The 19,318-nt window shown below is 41.2% G+C and carries 15 protein-coding genes; 6 read left to right on the top strand and 9 right to left on the bottom strand.

What is annotated here, in order from left to right; genetic code table 11:
* Nucleotides 1-22: 22 nt before the first annotated feature.
* The 6 genes from rseP to pyrH all read right to left on the bottom strand — a co-directional run bounded on the left by rseP (nucleotide 23) and on the right by pyrH (nucleotide 5,741).
* Nucleotides 23-1,354: a sigma E protease regulator RseP gene (gene rseP / locus L4F91_RS02560; protein ID WP_395897090.1), complete on the bottom strand. Its 1,332-nt coding sequence runs from the start codon at nucleotides 1,352-1,354 to the stop codon at nucleotides 23-25.
* Nucleotides 1,355-1,363: 9 nt separating this feature from the next.
* Complete coding sequence (locus tag L4F91_RS02555) at nucleotides 1,364-2,227, bottom strand: phosphatidate cytidylyltransferase (RefSeq protein WP_395897088.1); 864 nt, start codon at nucleotides 2,225-2,227, stop codon at nucleotides 1,364-1,366.
* Between the two features lie 3 nt (nucleotides 2,228-2,230).
* A complete protein-coding gene (uppS, locus tag L4F91_RS02550) occupies nucleotides 2,231-2,959 on the bottom strand; it encodes a polyprenyl diphosphate synthase (RefSeq protein ID WP_250350784.1) in 729 nt (242 codons plus the stop codon).
* A gap of 144 nt (nucleotides 2,960-3,103) precedes the next feature.
* The gene (gene ispC, locus L4F91_RS02545; protein WP_395897086.1) at nucleotides 3,104-4,303 is read right to left on the bottom strand and encodes a 1-deoxy-D-xylulose-5-phosphate reductoisomerase; all 1,200 of its coding nucleotides are present in this window, start codon (nucleotides 4,301-4,303) and stop codon (nucleotides 3,104-3,106) included.
* A gap of 134 nt (nucleotides 4,304-4,437) precedes the next feature.
* Nucleotides 4,438-4,995, bottom strand: a complete 558-nt coding sequence (gene frr, locus L4F91_RS02540; RefSeq protein WP_250350786.1) for a ribosome recycling factor — start codon at nucleotides 4,993-4,995, stop codon at nucleotides 4,438-4,440.
* Nucleotides 4,996-5,024: 29 nt separating this feature from the next.
* Nucleotides 5,025-5,741: a UMP kinase gene (pyrH, locus tag L4F91_RS02535; protein WP_250350787.1), complete on the bottom strand. Its 717-nt coding sequence runs from the start codon at nucleotides 5,739-5,741 to the stop codon at nucleotides 5,025-5,027.
* Nucleotides 5,742-5,886: 145 nt separating this feature from the next.
* Here pyrH and L4F91_RS02530 point away from each other — a divergent pair, with 145 nt between their 5' ends.
* Nucleotides 5,887-7,455, top strand: coding sequence for a phosphoethanolamine transferase (locus tag L4F91_RS02530; RefSeq protein WP_395897083.1), 1,569 nt, complete (start codon nucleotides 5,887-5,889; stop codon nucleotides 7,453-7,455).
* On the opposite strand, the gene lpxH is transcribed toward L4F91_RS02530, so the two are convergent.
* A complete protein-coding gene (gene lpxH / locus L4F91_RS02525) occupies nucleotides 7,436-8,179 on the bottom strand; it encodes a UDP-2,3-diacylglucosamine diphosphatase (RefSeq protein ID WP_395897081.1) in 744 nt (247 codons plus the stop codon). The genes L4F91_RS02530 and lpxH overlap by 20 nt on opposite strands.
* A 119-nt stretch (nucleotides 8,180-8,298) precedes the next feature.
* Between lpxH and L4F91_RS02520 the strand changes: the two genes are divergently transcribed.
* The 5 genes from L4F91_RS02520 (at nucleotide 8,299) to L4F91_RS02500 (ending at nucleotide 14,463) form a co-directional block, all read left to right on the top strand.
* Nucleotides 8,299-9,033, top strand: a complete 735-nt coding sequence (locus L4F91_RS02520; protein WP_395897079.1) for a 1-acylglycerol-3-phosphate O-acyltransferase — start codon at nucleotides 8,299-8,301, stop codon at nucleotides 9,031-9,033.
* Nucleotide 9,034: 1 nt separating this feature from the next.
* Nucleotides 9,035-10,444: a multicopper oxidase domain-containing protein gene (locus L4F91_RS02515; protein WP_395897799.1), complete on the top strand. Its 1,410-nt coding sequence runs from the start codon at nucleotides 9,035-9,037 to the stop codon at nucleotides 10,442-10,444.
* 120 nt (nucleotides 10,445-10,564) lie between these two features.
* Nucleotides 10,565-11,392, top strand: a complete 828-nt coding sequence (locus L4F91_RS02510) for a class II glutamine amidotransferase (protein WP_250350791.1) — start codon at nucleotides 10,565-10,567, stop codon at nucleotides 11,390-11,392.
* Nucleotides 11,393-11,776: 384 nt separating this feature from the next.
* Entirely contained in the window at nucleotides 11,777-13,018 is a 1,242-nt protein-coding gene (locus L4F91_RS02505; protein WP_395897077.1) for a serine/threonine transporter, read from the top strand.
* An 80-nt stretch (nucleotides 13,019-13,098) separates the two neighbouring features.
* Complete coding sequence (locus L4F91_RS02500; RefSeq protein ID WP_395897075.1) at nucleotides 13,099-14,463, top strand: L-serine ammonia-lyase; 1,365 nt, start codon at nucleotides 13,099-13,101, stop codon at nucleotides 14,461-14,463.
* Between the two features lie 58 nt (nucleotides 14,464-14,521).
* Here L4F91_RS02500 and dnaE read toward each other — a convergent pair whose 3' ends face one another.
* Entirely contained in the window at nucleotides 14,522-17,998 is a 3,477-nt protein-coding gene (gene dnaE, locus L4F91_RS02495) for a DNA polymerase III subunit alpha (protein WP_395897073.1), read from the bottom strand.
* A 119-nt stretch (nucleotides 17,999-18,117) separates the two neighbouring features.
* Nucleotides 18,118-19,317: an NAD(P)/FAD-dependent oxidoreductase gene (locus L4F91_RS02490; RefSeq protein ID WP_395897071.1), complete on the bottom strand. Its 1,200-nt coding sequence runs from the start codon at nucleotides 19,315-19,317 to the stop codon at nucleotides 18,118-18,120.
* Nucleotide 19,318: the final 1 nt, after the last annotated feature.

Genomic DNA, 19,318 nt, shown 5'->3' with positions numbered 1-19,318 from the left:
TTTATCCTTGTAAAAGAAAGAGTTATAAACGTAAGAAATCGTTAAACAAAGCAAATGCTGTTAAAGCTAATAAGCATATTGCGCCAATTTTATAAGCCGCATCTTGCACTTTTTGTGAAAGTGGTTTGCCTTTTATCGCCTCAGCGGCAAGAAAAACTAAATGTCCCCCATCTAATACCGGTAATGGGAACAAATTCATAATACCTAAATTCACACTAATTAATGCCATAAAACTTAAATAATAAACGAAGCCAATTTCAGAAGAAACACCCGCCCCCTTTGCAATAGAAATAGGCCCGCTTAAATTATTTAAAGAAAGATCGCCCGTAATTAATTTACCGATCACTTTTACAGTCAGTAGCATTAAATCTTTCGTTTTTTCTATGCCTTTTTGTAACGCGTCAAAAAGGCCATATTTTAATTCCGTGCGATATTTTTCATCTAATGGTTTAATGGTTGGCGAGACGCCAACAAACCATTTCCCTTTTTCGTTTAGTATCGGCGTTAAGGTTTTATATAGCGTTTCCCCCGCCCGCTCAATGCGCAACGTGAAAGGCAGCCCCTTTTGCACATCTTGAATAAAATCTTGCCAATTCATTGGTTCACCAGTATTGGTATAAAGTTTATCACCAACAAGCAAACCTGCTTTTTGTGCAGGAGAATCTGCTGCCACTTTAGACAAGGTCATTTCCACTTTAGTTCGCACAGGAATCATACCTAATGCGCCAAAAGCACTTTCTTTTTCGGGATCAAAACGCCAATTTGTTAAGTCTAAGGTACGCTGTTGCTTCACGTTAGATGCAAAAGGAGAAAGCGTGATTTCTACATTTGGATTGCCCATTTTGGTGGCAAGTACCATATTAATGGTTTCCCAATCTGGCGTTGCTGTGCCATCAATGGCGATAATTTGTGAATCTGGTTGGATCTGTGCTTGTGCCGCAATAGATTGAGGTCGAACCTCTGCGATAACAGGTTTCACACTAGGAATACCAATGGAATACACCAACCAATACGCCAATATAGCAAAAATAAAATTCGCAATAGGGCCTGCTGCAATGACAAAGGCACGTTGTGCAACAGATTTATTATTAAAGGCTTGTGATTTTAATTCTTCTGGTACCGCTTCGTTACGCTCATCAAGCATTTTCACATAGCCACCTAAAGGAATCAGTGAAATAGAAAAGGCTGTCCCTTTTTTATCAAGAAATGACCACAATACTTTACCGAAACCGATAGAAAAACGCTCAACTTTTATACCGAACTTTCTCGCAGCCCAAAAGTGTCCGTATTCGTGTACAAAAACCAGTACACAAATGGCAACCAAAAATGAACCTAGCGACCACAAAAAAGACATATCTGTTTCCTACAAGACATAAAAATAGAAATAGGCAAAGAATGGAACAGCAGCAGTTAAGCTATCAATACGATCTAAAATCCCACCGTGTCCGGGAATTAACTGACTGCTATCTTTAATACCGCTTTCACGCTTAAACATACTTTCCGTCAAATCACCCAATACAGAAATCGCCACAGTGGCAACGGATAACAGGATGAAAGGCACTGTTGGCACATTGAATAGATCTTGCGGAGCAACTTGCATAAAAATTGCTGCTAACACGCCAGCCGTGAGTAAACCGCCAAATACCCCTTGCCAAGTTTTACCCGGGGAAACTTTTGCTGCAAGTTTATGCTTTCCAAATTGGCGGCCGGCAAAATACGCCCCTGAATCAGCTGCCCATACAAGAATGAATACATAAAAGAGCAACATTAAGCCGTGATAGGGATTAGCAACGTAACCATCTAAACGCAGTTTCAACACACCAACAATAAAAGGCACTAAAGTTACAATGGCGAAAACTCCTTGCAACACAACGGATTTTACCCAAAATTTCGCTGAATTGGGATAACTCACTACCAGACCAAGGGCGATAAGCCACCAAATCACGGCACTTAATAAAATCGGTTCGGCATAATGTTCAAACACACGCCCAGCATTGAGATAATTGGCTTCGCTTAAAATCCATAAAAAAAGCACCGCACTTGCTAATCCAGCCACCACAACACGCCAAAATTTATTTTTAACCTGGGCAAATTGTGTCCATTCCCAAATGCCTAAGCCCACCACGGCACCTAACGCTAAGGCAAAATAAAAAGGAGAAAATAAAAATAACGCAGCACAGACAATAGCAATTAAAATTATTGCGGAAATGACACGTTGTTTAAGCACAGTTTAGTCCTCTTGTTCTGCTCCACCAAAACGGCGATTTCGTTGTTGATAAGCTAAAATAGCTTGATTAAATTCTTGTTCGTTAAAATCTGGCCATAACACATCGGAAAAATAAAATTCTGCATAAGCAATTTGCCATAGCAAAAAATTACTCACACGTTGCTCCCCGCTTGTCCGAATGAGCAAATCAACCATTGGCTGATTTTGGGTAACCAAATATTGCTGAAAACGTTCTGCGGTGATCTCATCAACGGTCATCTGCTGATTTTTCACTAAGCTGGCAAGCTGTTTTGTAGCCTGCACAATATCCCAATATCCCCCGTAATTTGCCGCAATATTTAAGGTAAGTGCGGTGTTATTTTCGGTTAATTTTTCTGCGTTTTCGATTTTTTGCTGTAATTTTGCATTAAAACGCGATTTATCGCCGATAATTTTTAACCGAATATTATTTTTATGCAATTTTTTCACTTCTAAATCAAGTGCTTGCATAAATAATGTCATTAATGCACTGACTTCACTTTCGGGACGAGACCAATTTTCACTGCTAAAGGCATAAAGCGTGAGAACATTCACGCCAATTTTTAGTGCATAGGAAACCGCTTGGCGCACTGCCGCGACACCATTTTTATGCCCGAAAATACGCATTTTTCCTTGCTGTTTTGCCCAACGACCATTGCCATCCATAATAATCGCAACGTGTTGAGGAATATTATTTGAATCAATCTCTGTCATTCATCAAGGATTTTCTAGTTATAAAATTAATGGCTGAATATATCATAATATGATCTTACTTACTATGAAAACGCACAGAATTATATGTAAAAAATCAAAGCGAACTTTCGCCCGCTGTGAGTTATTTATAATAAAAACAAAATGTTATTTTGATTGAATGATTTTCCACGCCAACCCACGTGCTTTTTTATCCACCTCTAACACATCATCAATGGATTGAATCTGTTGCGGCGTGATGTTTTCTACAACCTGCTGATTCACAAAGGCAATGTCGGTAAATTTAATTTGACGGTTTAAAAACGCCTCGACAGAAATTTCGTTCGCCGCGTTCATCGCTGTTGTTGCATACTGCCCTGCTGCGAAAGCATCTATGGCGAGTTTTAAGCAAGGGTAACGCTGATAATCTGGTTGTAAGAAAGTCAGCCCATTAAGCTGATAAAAATCCAATGGTGCAACTCCCGCAAAGGTACGTTGTGGATAAGCCATTGTTTCAGCAATTGGCGTACGCATATCAGGATTGCCCATCTGCGCAATGACCGAGCCATCAATATAACGCACCATAGAATGAATAATGGATTGAGGATGAATAATCACTTCCATTTCATCAGCTGTCGCATTAAATAACCAACGAGCCTCAATATATTCTAAGCCTTTGTTCATCATTGTAGCTGAATCGACCGAAATCTTTTTGCCCATTGACCAATTGGGGTGTGCCACAGCTTGTTCTGGTGTGATGTGTTCAAATTCAGTAAGATCCGTATAGCGGAAAGGCCCGCCCGATCCCGTTAAGACAATTTTACTAATGCCTAATTCTTGTAGCGGACAAAAACCGATTTTTTCTTGTGCTTGAGGCGGTAAAGATTGGAAAATCGCATTATGTTCACTGTCCACTGGCAGAAGCTGTGCGTGGCTTTTCTTCACTTCATCAATAAAGAGTTGCCCACAAGTCACCAAGCTTTCTTTGTTGGCTAGCAACACCCGTTTACCCGCTTGCACCGCTGCAAGGGTTGGTAGCAAGCCAGCTGCACCAACAATGGCAGCCATCACTTGATCAGCCTCAGGGTGTGCCGCTAATTCACAAATAGCTTGTTGTCCGCTTAACACTTGCGTTTTCATACCAAGTGCGGTCAATTTTTCTTTCAAATTTTTCGCCGCACTTTCATCATCTAATGCGGCAAAAGTCGGCTGAAATTTAACGCATTGCTCAAGCATTAACTGCACATTACGCCCCCCTACTAAAGCGAACACTTGATATTTTTCTGGATTATGCGCTATTACAGAAAGGGTGCTAGTACCGATTGAACCGGTTGAACCAAGAATAACGAGTTTTTGTTGTTTTTGCATAAATTTTTGACCGCACTATAAAAAGAAGTAAGTTTGCTAAAATTGTGGTGAATATACTCAAAAGCCCGCCGTTCAGCAAGAAAAAAGAGGGCGAACCTTTGGCTCGCCCTTTATTGTTTCATTATTTCAAATGATTAGAAATCTAATAATTCTTTCTCTTTGTCCGCTAACACTTCATCCACTTTTTTCACATAAAGATCGGTGATTTTTTGGATTTCATCTTGTGCTTTGCGTTCTTCATCTTCGCTGATTTCTTTTTCCTTCAACAACGCTTTGATTTGATCGTTAGCATCACGGCGTACATTACGTACAGCAACTTTGCCTTGTTCGGCTTCCGCTTTTACAATTTTGATTAAATCACGACGGCGTTCTTCCGTTAATGGTGGAAGTGGAACGCGAATGGTTGTGCCTGCTGATGATGGGTTTAAACCTAAATCAGAGGTTAAGATCGCTTTTTCTACTGCCCCGATTAAACTACGATCAAACACAGTTACTGCAAGTGTGCGTGCATCTTCAGCGACAACATTAGCTAACTGACGTAATGGCGTTAATGCGCCATAATATTCCACTTGAATACCATCAAGTAAGCTAGGCTGTGCGCGTCCTGTTCTGACTTTCGCAATATGATGTTTGAATGTTTCAAGGCTTTTTTCCATACGCGTTTGCGTATCTTGTTTAATTTCGTTAATCACAAATATTCCTTTTATTTAAGTTTAATCAATTAGTTACAAATAAGCGTCCCTTCACGCTCACCTAAAATAACATTGCGTAATGCCCCCGGTTTGCTCATATTAAACACACGAATTGGCATTCCGTGATCTCGTGCTAACGTAAAAGCGGCTAAGTCCATCACTTGCAATTCTTTGTCAATCACATCAGCATAAGTGAGTTTTTCATACATCACTGCTTCTGGATTTTTGGCAGGATCGCAATCATACACGCCATCCACTTTTGTCGCTTTGAGTACAACATCGGCTTCAATTTCAATACCGCGCAAGCAAGCGGCTGAATCGGTAGTAAAAAATGGGCTACCTGTTCCTGCCGAGAAAATGACCACGCGTCCTTCACGTAGCATTTTAATTGCTTCAGACCAGTTATAAGTATCACAAATACCATTGAGTTGGAAGGCGGACATCAATTTTGCATTGACATCAGCACGGTGTAAGGCATCACGCATTGCTAAGCCGTTCATTACGGTGGCAAGCATTCCCATATGATCGCCAACCACACGGTTCATTCCTGCTTTCGCCAGTTTCGCACCACGGAATAAATTTCCGCCCCCTAACACAACCCCGACTTCTACGCCCATTTCTAGTAATTCTTTAATTTCGAGCGCCATTCTGTCTAAAATTGAAGGATCAATTCCAAAACCTTCCTCACCTTGTAAAGCTTCACCGCTTAATTTAAGCAGGATTCTTTTATATACGGGTTTGCTCATTTTTTCCTCACAAAAGTTGGGTACAAAATTCTGCATATTATAGAGCAACATCTTTACCCTGAAAATAGCTTAGAAAAAAAATCGCATAGAACCCTCGAAAAAAATTAAGTAAAATGAGAGGAAGTCAAAAATAAGGAATAATGTTGTGACAGAAAAGAACAAAAAAGGAACATTTCATCTTTCATCCTTACTCGCAAGTGCGGTATGTTTTGCGCTACTTTATGTAATCAGCCTGTTGGCATTACAAGGCTCGGGTTATTTTCCACAGCCAAACTGGCAACAAATTGCCCTTTTTATGTCTTTCATTATTATTTTTTCTAGCTCTCAAAAATACTTTTATTTTATTGCGCTCCCTATTTTATTCATTTATGCCTGCTATGCGCCTATTGGGGTGAATTTTGGTGCGCCTTCTTATCAGTATATTGCCTCTGTTTTTGCCACCGACTTACAAGAAGGCAAAGAATTTTTCGCCCAAATTCCGCCACTTCATTATAGTTATCCCTTTGTTATTCTTAGCGGAGCCTTGCTTTATCGCAAGTTAAGTCAAAAATTTCACCTGGTTTTTTATAAAAATAAAGGGCTATTGGCACTCATTTTTATCAATGCATTTTGGGGACAAATTCCTTTCCAACCTCTGCAAGAAAGCTATTTAGCCGGTGAAAAAGTGATCGAAGAACTGCGTTTGCTTAATCGCTTTAATGTGCCAAGTGAATGGGGAGAAAGCCAACTGGATAGCCGTTCCCATTATGATGACTACATTTTAGTTATCGGCGAAAGTGCAAGAAAAGATTATCACCACGCTTATGGTTATCCTATTGCTAATACGCCTTTTCTTTCCACCGCCAAAGGCACATTAATTAATGGCTTAACCGCAGGTGGAACCAATACTATCGCTTCGTTAAAACTAATGTTTACAAAACCTAACAAAAAAACGTGGGAAGGTAATTATCGCTTAAATTTCATTGACTTAATTAAGTCAGCAGGTCTCAAAACCTACTGGCTTTCTAATCAAGGCTATTTGGGGCAATACGACACGCCCATTTCTGCGATTGCCAATAAAAGTGATGAAAAACTCTTTTTAAAATCAGGTGATTCTCTTAGCAGTGATGTGAGTGATTTTAAATTAATCGCAAAATTTGACCAGCTACTGCAAAAACCTAGCGAGAACAAACGTTTTATCGTTATCCATCTATATGGCTCACATCCTTTAGCTTGCGAACGCGTGGCTGATTATAAAAAGATTTTTGACGACACAAAAATTGATAAAAAATATCAAGAAGTAAACTGCTATATTAGTTCGATCAAAAAAACCGATGAAATACTCAGCAAAATTTATCAGCTTCTGGTAGAAAATCAGCAAAAAAACCACCGCACTTTTTCAATGATTTACTTTGCTGATCACGGTTTAGCTCATCAAATCAGCGACAACTATATTGCCATCCATAATAGCAATGGTAAAAGCAAACGCCATTACGATATTCCATTATTTAAAATTTCCAGTGATGATCAGCAACGCCACGAGAAAAACGTGGCAAAGTCTGGCTTGAACTTTACGGAGGGATTAGCCAATTGGATCGGCATTCGCAATGCGAATATTGACGCCAATATGGATCTTTTTGATGAGACACCGCAGCCAGATTATGGCTTAAAAGAAAAAATTGAAAATATCACTGCGCCAGATGATCCTGCGGTGATCATTCCTGCTCATCGCTAACCTGTTGATTTAACGAATGGTTAATAAATGTCATTGTTTTCGCTGACACCGCTAACACCGACGACGTTGCCCCCCAATCACCGAGAACAATACGTTCAAAGTGCGGTGGAATTTTGTGCCAATTTTGCCGATGGGTATGCCCGTGAATAAGCTGTGGCACATTAAATTGTTGCATTGTTTGCAACACAAAATCGGCATTCACGTCCATAATTTGAGAGGATTTATGCTGCTTATCCTGTTTGCTTTTGGCACGAATTTTCTCAGCAATTTTTAACCGCACTTTTAAAGGAAGATGTAAAAAAAGCCATTGACGCCATTTTTGATGCACTTTTTTACGATAGCGTTGGTAAGCCATATCATCAATACAGAGTGTATCGCCGTGGCAAAGCAATGTGGGAGTGCCATACAAATCAATCACCTGATAGGTGGGTAACAGGGTTAAGCCACAAGATTGGGCAAATTTTTCGCCGATGAGGAAATCGCGATTGCCGTGCATAAAATAGCATTTCACGCCTTTTTCCGTTAAGGTGCGAATTTGCAGTGTCACTAAATCGATCAACGGAGAATGTTCATCATCACCAATCCAAAAATCAAAAAGATCGCCTAAAATATACAAACTTTCAGCATCTTGGGCTTGATTTTGCATAAAATCCACAAAAAGGGCGGTTAAATCTGGACGATTTTCGCTTAAATGTAAATCAGCAATAAAATAGGTCGTTGCCATTTTTAATGTCTTTTTAAAGAATGAAATTGTTTGATAGCCTAGCATTTTTTTAGCGGATTGATACAAATATTTACGGATTTTCGCTATACTTGTGCAAATTTTTTTCAGGGTATGTCGTTATGCTAAAACTTCTTCGCATTATTGTGATTGTGTTCTGCTGTATTTTGATTTGTTTACTTGGCACAATCTATTCTCTTATTCGTTTCAGAAATCCAAGCAATGTGGGAGATATCGCTCGCTGGTTTGGGCGTTTATATCCGCTTTTCGGTTTGCAAGTGGAACATCGTTTCCCTGCAAAGGCAGAAAATATTGGGCCTTGCATTTATATTGGCAATCACCAAAATAACTACGATATGGTCACCATTTCTTATATGGTGATGCCACGCACCGTGAGCGTAGGGAAAAAAAGCCTGATTTGGATCCCTTTTTTCGGCATTTTATACTGGGCATCGGGCAACATTTTTTTAGATCGCGATAATCGTTCCAAAGCGCACAATACAATGACTCAACTGGCTGAACGCATTAACCGCGATAACCTTTCTATTTGGATGTTCCCTGAAGGCACACGCAGCCGTGGGCGTGGTTTACTGCCGTTTAAAACAGGGGCATTTCACGCTGCGATTGCCGCTGGCGTGCCGATTGTCCCTGTGGTTTGTTCTACCACACAAAATAACATCAATCTTAATCGCTGGCATAATGGCAAGGTGATCTGCGAAATGCTGCCCCCTGTGGATACCTCCGCTTATAGCAAAGATAATGTGCGTGAATTGGCGAGCTATTGCCATTCACTAATGCAACAACGAATCAATGAACTTGATGCTGAAATTGCTGCTCAACCAAGCCCAACAAAATAAGATGAATCATTTTTCGCGCCGTCAATTTTTCAAAACAGCCCTCACAGCGGGGGCATTTTCTGCTATTCCTGCGCCATTATGGGCTGCCGAACGCCAACCTTTGCGCGTTCCACCACTAATGGAAACACGTCGTGGTAAACCTGTTTTTTTAGAAATGAACAGCGCACAAGCGCAATTAGAACGGGGAAAAACCAGCGAAGTTTGGGGATTTAACGGTAATTATTTAGGCCCAACACTCAAAATGCGCCAAGGGGATTTCGCCAAGCTGAATTATCGTAATAACTTAACACAAATGGTTGCCTTAGCCATTCAAGGGCTACAAGTAAGCGCTGAATCACTCGGTGGTGTTGCGCATCCTTTTACGCAAGGACAAAGCTGGTCGCCAATTCTTCCCATAACCCAAGCTGCCTGCACCTGCTGGTATAGTGCTTGTACCCTCGGGCATTCGGCTTATCAAACTTATCGTGGGCTGCTCGGACTGTGCATTATTGAAGATAACGAAAGTCGTAAATCCAGCTTGCCACAAAAATATGGCGTAAACGATATTCCTTTAATTTTGCAAGATATGCAATTAAATGATGAAGGTGTGCAATTATTCCAACAAAATCGACCGCACTTTTTCGGTAATCGTTTATTGGTAAATGGGCAAGAAGCCCCCTATTTAGCCGTACCGCGTGGTGTTGTGCGGTTACGTTTACTTAACGCCTCCCTTTCGCGTCGCTATGAATTACGCTTTGATGATGAACGCGATTTCCAACTTATCGCCCTCGATCAAGGCTTTTTACCACAAGCGAAAACAACTAAGGTGCTGTTTCTTGCACCGAGTGAACGCGCAGAAATACTTGTCAATCTAAACGAAGGGGAAAATGCCACCTTAATCGCAGGAAAAAAACGGAATTTTTTCAGTAAACTGACGGGCTTTTTCGGCACTAATGAAGAATTGCTTGATAACACCGTTGTTGAGCTACGCCCACAAGGTTTAAGCAGTGCGTTTGCACAAAATCATACAATGCAGTTTAATACTGATGCACTACAAGCATTAAAGGCGAAAATTCGTCGTGAGCGCCATTTCCAGCTTGATGCCAATAATGGAATGATCAATCAACAACGTTTTGATCCAAGACGGATTGATGTAAATGCTGAATTAAACAGCACTGAGCGCTGGATTCTCACCGCCAACGAACCTACAGGGTTTAAAATTCAAGGGGCAAAATTTATCCTTGAACGTATCAATGATAAGCCCGTTGCTGAAAGCGATCTTGCTTGGAAAGATAGCCTGTGGATTGAAGGTCAAATGCAGATTTTAGTTCGCTTTCAACACCCTTCTTCTAACAGTCATCCTTTCACCTTTGGTGCAACGGATTTGCTCGCAGCGGATAAAGGTTGCTTAGGCTTAATGGTGGTGCAATAAAGAAATAACGCTAAGTTATGTGATATGCGCCTTTGATCTAAAAGTGCGGTTGAATTTTTGTTCGTTTTTTTGTTAAATCAAATAAGATTTATAAGATAAAAAGTCATTTAAGGTTTAGTTATGTGTCAGCTATTAGGAATGAATTGCAATACCCCAACGGATATTGTGTTTTCTTTTGAAGGGTTTCGCCGTCGCGCAGGGCTTACCGATAGCCATTCAGATGGTTTTGGTATTGCCTTTTTTGAAGGCAAGGGCGTTCGCATTTTCCGCGATAACCAAGCTGGGCATAGTTCCCCCATTGCAGATTGTGTAAAACAATACCACATCAAATCGTTCAACGTCATTGCACACATCCGTAAAGCCACGCAAGGTGCGGTAACGATTGAAAATACACACCCATTTATTCGTGAAATTTGGGGCGAAAACTGGGTATTTGCACACAACGGTAATCTGACCCAATTACCTGATATGTCGGAAAATTTCTGCCAACCTATTGGCTCAACAGATTCAGAAGCCGCTTTCTGTTATATGGCTGAACAGTTAAAAAATCGCTTTCGCAAAAAGCCCACCGAAGAACAGATTTTCCAAGTAATTCAAGAAATTAGTAAAGAATTGGCACAAGGTGGCACATTTAATTTCATTCTTTCAAACGGTGAATGGATGATTGCTCACTGCTCTACCAATTTGCATTACCTCACCCGTAAAGCGCCTTTTGGTACAGCACAACGTATTGATGATGACGGGGTGATCGACTTTCGCCAACATACCACAGAAAAAGATAAAGTTACCATTATTACTACCTTTCCGCTGACTAAAAATGAGACTTGGACAAAAATGGAACACGGCGGTTTTGTGTTTTTCAAAGATGGCGATAAAGTTTACGAAGTCCTTGGCACGCCAAGGGAAGCCATTGATGATGGCACATTAGGCAATGCGAAAGCCGCCTGATCACACTCTCGTTAGAAGCACTTTTATTGCCATTAAAAGTGCTTTTTGATTTAACTATGCTCAACTTTTTTCTATTATTGTTCGGATTTTTCCATAAAACGAAACCGCTTTAATTTTTGGTAACCCATTATCAATAAAGATAAAATACTCAATTTTGTTTTTTGTCGAAATAAAACAGCGCGAAATCGAAAGGATAAAAAGGTAAAATGTTAAAAAGACGTAAACATTTCTCTATTTTCTAACCAATTATTCAAGAAAAAATCGATCATTATCACAAATCACACCTTTTATCCTGTTTCGTATCCGCAATCGCTATATCATCTGTGCTGGTTAGATTAGGTATTCATCATACGCTAATCCAAGTTTATATAACGGAGTTCGGCAATGCTAAAAACAACCATAACAAATAAATTCGATTTACTTTGGACATTAAATTTATTCGGTACGGCAGTGGGAGCTGGCGTACTGTTTTTGCCCATTAATGCAGGAATGGGCGGATTTTGGCCGTTAATTGCGATTATGCTATTAGTTGGGCCGATGACTTATTTTTCACACCGTGCGTTATCTCGTTTTGTGTTGTCATCTTCCAAACCGGGGAGCGATATTACCGAAGTGGTGGAAGAGCATTTTGGGCAGGGGGCGGGGAAAATCATCACATTACTTTACTTTTTCGCGATTTTCCCTATTTTATTGATTTATGGCAATGGCATTACCAATACAGTGGAATCCTTTATAATCAATCAGTTAGGATTAAACGCGCCAAACCGAATCCTACTTTCTTTCGTGTTGATTGCCAGCCTGATTTCAGTGATGCTGATGAGCGAAAAAATAATGTTAAAAATGACCGAGTTGTTGGTGTATCCCCTTGTATTTATTTTATTTTCTCTTTCCATTTATTTAATTCCTCAATGGAATACCGCAATGCTGCACCAAATGCCCGATGCTGCCAGCTTCATTGGCACGCTTTGGATCACCATTCCTGTATTAGTGTTTTCTTTTAATCATTCCCCGGCCATTTCTTGCTTTTCGCAATCACAACAACGGGAATACCAATCACCAGAGCTGACCGAACGCCACGCAAGCCAAGCATTAAAAAACACCTCAACCTTGCTGTTATTTTTTGTTATGTTTTTCGTCTTTAGCTGTGTGCTAACCCTGACTCCTGAAGATTTAGTCCACGCGAAAGCACAAAATATCAGTATTCTTTCCTTTTTAGCCAATAAGTTTGATAACCCTTATATCTCTTACTTTGGGCCTTTAGTGGCATTCCTTGCCATTACCAGCTCTTTCTTTGGTCATTATTTAGGGGCGAGAGAAGGCATTCAGGGGCTGTATCTGAAATTCTCAGGCAAACAAGGCATTACAAATCGAAAAAAATTGAATTTTTTCACCGCACTTTTCTTTTTATTGACGCTATGGGCGGTGGCAATTATCAATCCAAGCATTCTGGGCTTAATTGAATCTATTGGCGGACCAATTATCGCCGCTATTCTCTTTTTAATGCCAATGTATGCAATTCGTAAAGTGCCGGCGATGGCACGTTATCGGGGCTATGCCAGTAATGTTTTCGTGACGATTATGGGAATAATCGCAATCTCAGCCGTCGTGTATGGATTATTTTATTAATTAAGATAGAATAGCCCACCTTTTGATAATAATTACCCGAAGCAGGGCGAAATGCCCTGCCAGAAAAGTTCGAGAAAACAATGATTAGTGTTTTTGATATGTTTAAAATCGGCATTGGACCTTCTAGTTCCCATACCGTTGGCCCAATGAAAGCTGGTAAGCAATTTGTCGATGATTTAGTGACAAAACAGTTACTTGCCCGTACCACTCAGGTTAAAGTCGATGTCTATGGATCTCTTTCAATGACAGGGCGTGGGCATAATACTGATATTGCCATTATTATGGGATTAGCAGGCTATTTACCGCACGATGTGGATATTGATTTAATCCCTAAATTTATTTCTGATGTAAAAAGCACCGCACTTTTACCATTAGCGCAAGGGCAGCAAGTAGCGAAGTTTGATTATGAAAGCGATATGGTCTTTCATCAAACCTTTCTGCCATTGCACGAAAATGGAATGACGCTATCAGCCTATGAAAATGATAACTTACTTTATCAGCAAACCTATTATTCTATTGGCGGTGGTTTTATTGTTGATGAAGCCCATTTCAATCAGCAAGAAGAAAGCGACATCAATGTCCCTTTTCCTTATCAAAGTGCAGCAGATATTTTGCATCATTGCAAAGAAAATGGCTTAGCCTTGTCAAGTGTGATGTTACAAAATGAAATCGCCCTACACGGCAAAGAGGCAACCCAACTACACCTAAAACGCGTCTGGCAAACGATGAAAGAATGTATCGAACACGGTTTAGTGACAGAAGGGTTATTGCCCGGCCCGCTCAAAGTGGTTCGCCGTGCTGCAACGTTACATCGTTTATTACAAGCCAATAATGGACTTTCCAATGATCCGATGAAAGTGATCGATTGGGTTAATATGTACGCCTTGGCGGTAAACGAAGAAAATGCGGCTGGCGGGCGTGTGGTTACTGCGCCAACTAATGGAGCTTGCGGGATTGTGCCAGCTGTGTTGTCTTATTATAAAAAGTTTATTTCGCCAATTTGCGATGAAATTGTCGAACGCTATTTACTGGCTTGTGGAATGATTGGCTCACTTTACAAAATGAATGCCTCCATTTCAGGAGCTGAAGTGGGCTGTCAAGGTGAAGTGGGGGTGGCTTGCTCAATGGCAGCGGCTGGCTTAACAGAAATTTTGGGCGGTAGCCCCGAGCAAGTTTGTATGGCCGCTGAAATTGCGATGGAACATAATTTGGGGCTGACTTGCGATCCTGTGGGCGGCCAAGTGCAAGTGCCTTGCATTGAACGCAACGCCATTGCTTCCGTCAAAGCGATTAACGCGAGCCGAATGGCATTGCAACGCACCTCTAACCCACGCGTGAGCTTAGATAAAGTGATCGAAACAATGTACGAAACAGGCAAAGATATGAACGCCAAATACCGCGAAACCTCGCAAGGCGGTTTGGCAATCAAAGTGGTTTGTACCTAAAATTTGCAGCAAAAAAATAAGGCGGTTTGTTCCGCCTTATTTTATTTTTACATTTCAATTATTTAAACTCAATTTCCACCGCACTTTCGCCGAGCATTTCCACTAGCGTATTAATCAATTCATCACTTGGATTCACTGACCACTGCACGCCGAGTTTTACTAACGCGCGTCCTTGTGGGCTTTGGTAATAAATATTAATGGGTAACGCACCACCGCTATATGGGCTAAGAGTATCTTTAAATTGCTTAATAAAATGTGGCGAAAGCTGTTCTTGCGTTAAGCAAATCGCCAGACTTTTGGCGTAGCGACTGCGTGCTTCGTCAAGGGTCATTAATTCTCGCACAGACATTTTTAAGCCTTGTGAAAAATCATCAAAACTCACCTGCCCTGAAGCAATCACAATAGTGTCTTTCTGCAATTTTTCACCAAAACGATCGAGGCTTTCACCGAATAACGTGAGATCTAAACGCCCCGAGCGGTCATCTAAGGTGGCAATGCCTAAGCGGTTGCCTTTTTTCGTGATCGCCACACGCGAACTCACCACTAAACCGCAGGTTGTGCTAATTTGTCCACGATAATTTGGCACAAGATCTTTTAGCCTTGTTGAGCTGTAATGGGCGATCTCTTTTAAATAAGGGCTAATCGGGTGGCTACTCAAGTAAAGCCCAAGGGTTTCCCGTTCGCCGTCTAAAATTTGTTTTTCGCTCCAACGTGGTGTTTTCGCATAAGCCTGCTCCACTTCTTCTGGCGTTTCAGTTAGCACGCCAAACATATCCGCCTGCCCGATAGCTTCATTTTTAGCATATTGATCGGAGGCTTTGAGGGCGTCTTCTAAATTTTTTGCCAGCGCGGCGCGGTGTGGGCCTAATTTATCGAATGCACCTGACATTATCAGGCTTTCAAAAGTACGGCGGTTAATTTTCTTTAAATCTACTCTGGCGCAAAGATCGAATAAATCTTTAAAAATGCCTCCTTGCTCACGCGCAAAAATCAAGGCTTCAATCGGGCCTTCCCCCACCCCTTTAATCGCGCCGATGCCATACACGATCTCGCCATTATCATTCACGCTGAAATGGTGTTTCCCGGTATTAATATCTGGCGGCGTAACCGTTAAGCCCATACGCAAACATTCATCGTATAGCCCAACGATTTTTTCCGTGTTATCCATTTCAGAAGTCATTACTGCCGCCATAAATTCTGCGGGATAATGCGCTTTTAGCCATAATGTTTGGTAAGAAACCAAGGCATACGCCGCGGAGTGCGATTTATTAAATCCGTAACCTGCAAATTTTTCTACTAAATCGAAAATTTTCATTGCAAGGTTACCGTCAATGCCGTTTTTAATTGCCCCTTCTTCAAATACAGAGCGTTGTTTTGCCATTTCTTCGGGTTTCTTTTTCCCCATTGCCCGACGTAATAAATCAGCTCCCCCAAGAGTATAACCTGCCAGCACCTGCGCAATTTGCATCACTTGTTCTTGATATAAAATGATACCGTAGGTTGGCTCTAAAATCGGTTTGAGTGAAATGTGCTGATATTCTGCATCAGGGTAAGAAATTTCTTCTTCACCGTGTTTACGGCGAATAAAATTATCCACCATTCCTGATTGCAACGGCCCCGGACGGAACAACGCAACCAACGCAATAATATCTTCAAAACAGTCTGGTTTCAGGCGCTTAATCAAATCCTTCATTCCGCGCGATTCTAGCTGGAATACTGCGGTAGTTTCTGCATTGAGTAACACTTGGAAAGATTGCGCATCATCAAGTGGAATACGATTAATATCCACTAACGGCTTGCCTTCTTTAGCCAGACGCGTATTAATCATATCCAATGCCCATTTAATAATGGTTAGCGTACGCAATCCTAAGAAGTCAAACTTCACCAGCCCGGCATATTCCACATCATTTTTATCAAAATGGGTAACAGGGTGTTTGCCTTCGCTATCACAATATAAGGGCGAAAAATCAGTGATCAGCCCCGGCGAAATCACCACGCCCCCTGCGTGTTTCCCTGCGTTACGCGTTACCCCCTCGAGCTTGCGCGCCATATCAATTAATGCTTTAACTTCTTCATCGCTTTCATAAATTTCAGGCAAACGAGGTTCTGCTTCAAAGGCTTTGGCTAAGGTCATTCCCGGATCAGGCGGAACTAATTTAGAAATGCGATCCACAAAGCTATAAGGATGCCCCAGCACCCGTCCTACATCACGGATAACCGCTTTGGCCGCCATTGTACCAAAGGTGATAATCTGCGACACCGCACCGCGTCCATAGGTTTCCGCCACGTGTTCAATCACGCGATCTCGCCCGTCCATACAGAAATCCACGTCAAAATCGGGCATTGATACCCGTTCTGGATTTAAAAAACGCTCAAACAGCAAATCAAATTCAAGGGGATCAAGATCAGTAATTTTCAACGCATAAGCCACCAATGATCCTGCCCCAGAACCACGCCCAGGTCCAACAGGAATATCGTTATCTTTCGACCACTGGATAAACTCCATCACGATTAAGAAGTAACCCGGGAAACCCATTTGGTTAATCACGTCTAGTTCAACTTGCAAGCGTTCGTCATATTCTTTACGTTTTTCTGCCCGCTCTTTTTCATCGGGGAATAAAAAGGCGAGACGCTCCTCCAAGCCTTCACGGGATTTTTGTACCAAATAATCTTCTGTACTAAGATCCCCGGTGGGAAATTTAGGTAAAAAATATTCCCCCAAACGAATGGTTACATTACAACGCTTAGCAATTTGTACGGTATTTGCCAGAGCGCTGGGAATATCTGCAAATAATTCACACATTTCCTGCTCAGTACGGAAATATTGCTGATCGCTATATAATTTCGGACGTTTAGGATCATCTAAGGTGTAGCTATCGTGAATTGCCACGCGGATCTCGTGTGCCTCAAAATCTTGCGAAGACAAGAAACATACATCATTGGTTGCCACAAGAGGGATATGATGTTTTTCAGCCAATTTTAAGGCGGCTTGGATATAACGCTCTTCTTCAGGGCGACCTGTACGGCAAAGGCTTAAATAAAAATGATTGGGAAAAAATTCTTGATAAAAATGGACCGCACTTTCTATATCAGCAGGGTTATTCTTCAACAATTTTTTTCCAATATCACCATTGCGTCCACCAGAGAGAATAATTAAGCCTTCGCGGTGTTCCACTAGCCATTGTTGATCGATATAAGGTAAATCCGTGTAACCTCGTTCATAAGCTTTGGATAATAATAAGGTAATATTATGATAGCCCGTATTATTTTTGGCGAGTAACGTCAGCTCAAAGTGTTCATCTCCAAGCAAATCACTTTTCACTAATACATCAGCACCCACAATAGGTTTTATACCTGAAGATAATGCTTCTCCATAAAAACGGACTAAACCACAAAAATTGGTGAAATCTGTCAATGCCATTGCCACCATTTCGTTTTCCACGCAGGCTTTGACTAATGGTTTGACTTTAGCAATACCGTTAATCATTGAAAAATCGCTATGCACACGCAAATGCACGAAACGCGGTTCTGACATAAAAAATCCTTGTTATTGTTGCCGTTGATTAGATGAAAAGGGAAATTAGCCTGCCATTTTAACGAGATTTTCACTCGGATCAAATCTCTTTTTGCAGGCAATCAAAATGGGAAATGGGCTTATAAACAGGCAATATGGCTGGCACAAGCGTAAGCTGAACTCCACGCCCATTGAAAGTTATAGCCACCAAGCCAGCCTGTTACATCTAGCACTTCGCCGATAAAATACAATCCTTTGACTTTCGTACTTTCCATTGTTTTTGATGAAATTTCGTGCGTATCTACCCCGCCCATTGTAACCTCTGCCGTGCGATAACCTTCTGTACCATTAGGGAAAATTTGCCAGTGATGAATAACATTATCTAACTGTTCCAACTGCCCTTTGGTTAAATTCGCCAATGTTTCTATTGGAATGCTCTCTCTGGTTTGCCAAAGCTCTACCAATTTATTTGGCAAAATACGTGATAATGCGGTTTTTAACTGCAACTTCGGCGAAGTTTGGCGTAATTCAAGTAAATAATCACAAATAGATTGGTTGGGTAATAGATCAACTTCCACCCATTCATTGGGCTGCCAATAATTAGAAATTTGTAAAATCGCCGGCCCTGAAATACCACGATGAGTAAACAACAATTGGTTGATAAAAGATTGCCCATTTTCTGCACTGACGCGAACAGGCAAAGAAACGCCAGCAAGTGCGGTGTAAAATTGTTCTGTTTCTCGCCAACGAAACGGTACGAGGGAAGCACGCGGAGAGATCACTGCCAATCCAAACTGTTCAGCAATTTGATAACCTAATGGCGATGCACCTAAGGCTGGCATTGAAAGCCCTCCCGTTGCCACGACCAGCTGATTACAATACCAAGTTTGCCCATTGGCTTGCACAGTAAAACCGCCTTTTTCTGACTTAGAAACTTGCTCAATGTGCTGGCGTAGCTGAATATTAACCTGATATTTCTTACATTCTGCGAGTAACAAATCCACAATCTGTTGTGAACTTTCATCACAAAACAATTGCCCGAGTTCTTTTTCGTGATAAGCAATACCATATTCTGCGACTAAAGCGATAAAATCCCATTGAGTAAAACGAGCCAATGCAGATTTAACAAAATGTGGATTGTGCGAAAGATAATGCTGTGGCGTAACCTCTAAATTAGTGAAATTACAAAACCCACCGCCTGACATTAAAATTTTTCGCCCCGCTTTTTTACCGCTATCAAGAACTGTTACCTGTTTACCTTGTTTACCAAGTTGTCCAGCACAAAATAGCCCAGCTGCACCTGCGCCAATAATTAGCGTATCAGAAACCCATTGTGTCATT

It is taken from the genome of Avibacterium sp. 20-126, from assembly GCF_044358625.1.
GTDB lineage: Bacteria > Pseudomonadota > Gammaproteobacteria > Enterobacterales > Pasteurellaceae > Avibacterium.
Note: the sequence above shows the minus strand (reverse complement) of the source record. Positions and strands in the feature narration are given on the sequence as shown.

Coding starts and splice junctions, on each gene's coding strand:
- rseP (WP_395897090.1), bottom strand. CDS start 1,354: ATGTCTTTTTTGTGGTCGCTAGGTTCATTTTTGGTTGCCATTTGTGTA.
- uppS (WP_250350784.1), bottom strand. CDS start 2,959: ATGACAGAGATTGATTCAAATAATATTCCTCAACACGTTGCGATTATT.
- ispC (WP_395897086.1), bottom strand. CDS start 4,303: ATGCAAAAACAACAAAAACTCGTTATTCTTGGTTCAACCGGTTCAATC.
- pyrH (WP_250350787.1), bottom strand. CDS start 5,741: ATGAGCAAACCCGTATATAAAAGAATCCTGCTTAAATTAAGCGGTGAA.
- lpxH (WP_395897081.1), bottom strand. CDS start 8,179: ATGGCAACGACCTATTTTATTGCTGATTTACATTTAAGCGAAAATCGT.
- L4F91_RS02520 (WP_395897079.1), top strand. CDS start 8,299: ATGCTAAAACTTCTTCGCATTATTGTGATTGTGTTCTGCTGTATTTTG.
- L4F91_RS02515 (WP_395897799.1), top strand. CDS start 9,035: ATGAATCATTTTTCGCGCCGTCAATTTTTCAAAACAGCCCTCACAGCG.
- L4F91_RS02510 (WP_250350791.1), top strand. CDS start 10,565: ATGTGTCAGCTATTAGGAATGAATTGCAATACCCCAACGGATATTGTG.
- L4F91_RS02505 (WP_395897077.1), top strand. CDS start 11,777: ATGCTAAAAACAACCATAACAAATAAATTCGATTTACTTTGGACATTA.
- L4F91_RS02500 (WP_395897075.1), top strand. CDS start 13,099: ATGATTAGTGTTTTTGATATGTTTAAAATCGGCATTGGACCTTCTAGT.
- dnaE (WP_395897073.1), bottom strand. CDS start 17,998: ATGTCAGAACCGCGTTTCGTGCATTTGCGTGTGCATAGCGATTTTTCA.
- L4F91_RS02490 (WP_395897071.1), bottom strand. CDS start 19,317: ATGACACAATGGGTTTCTGATACGCTAATTATTGGCGCAGGTGCAGCT.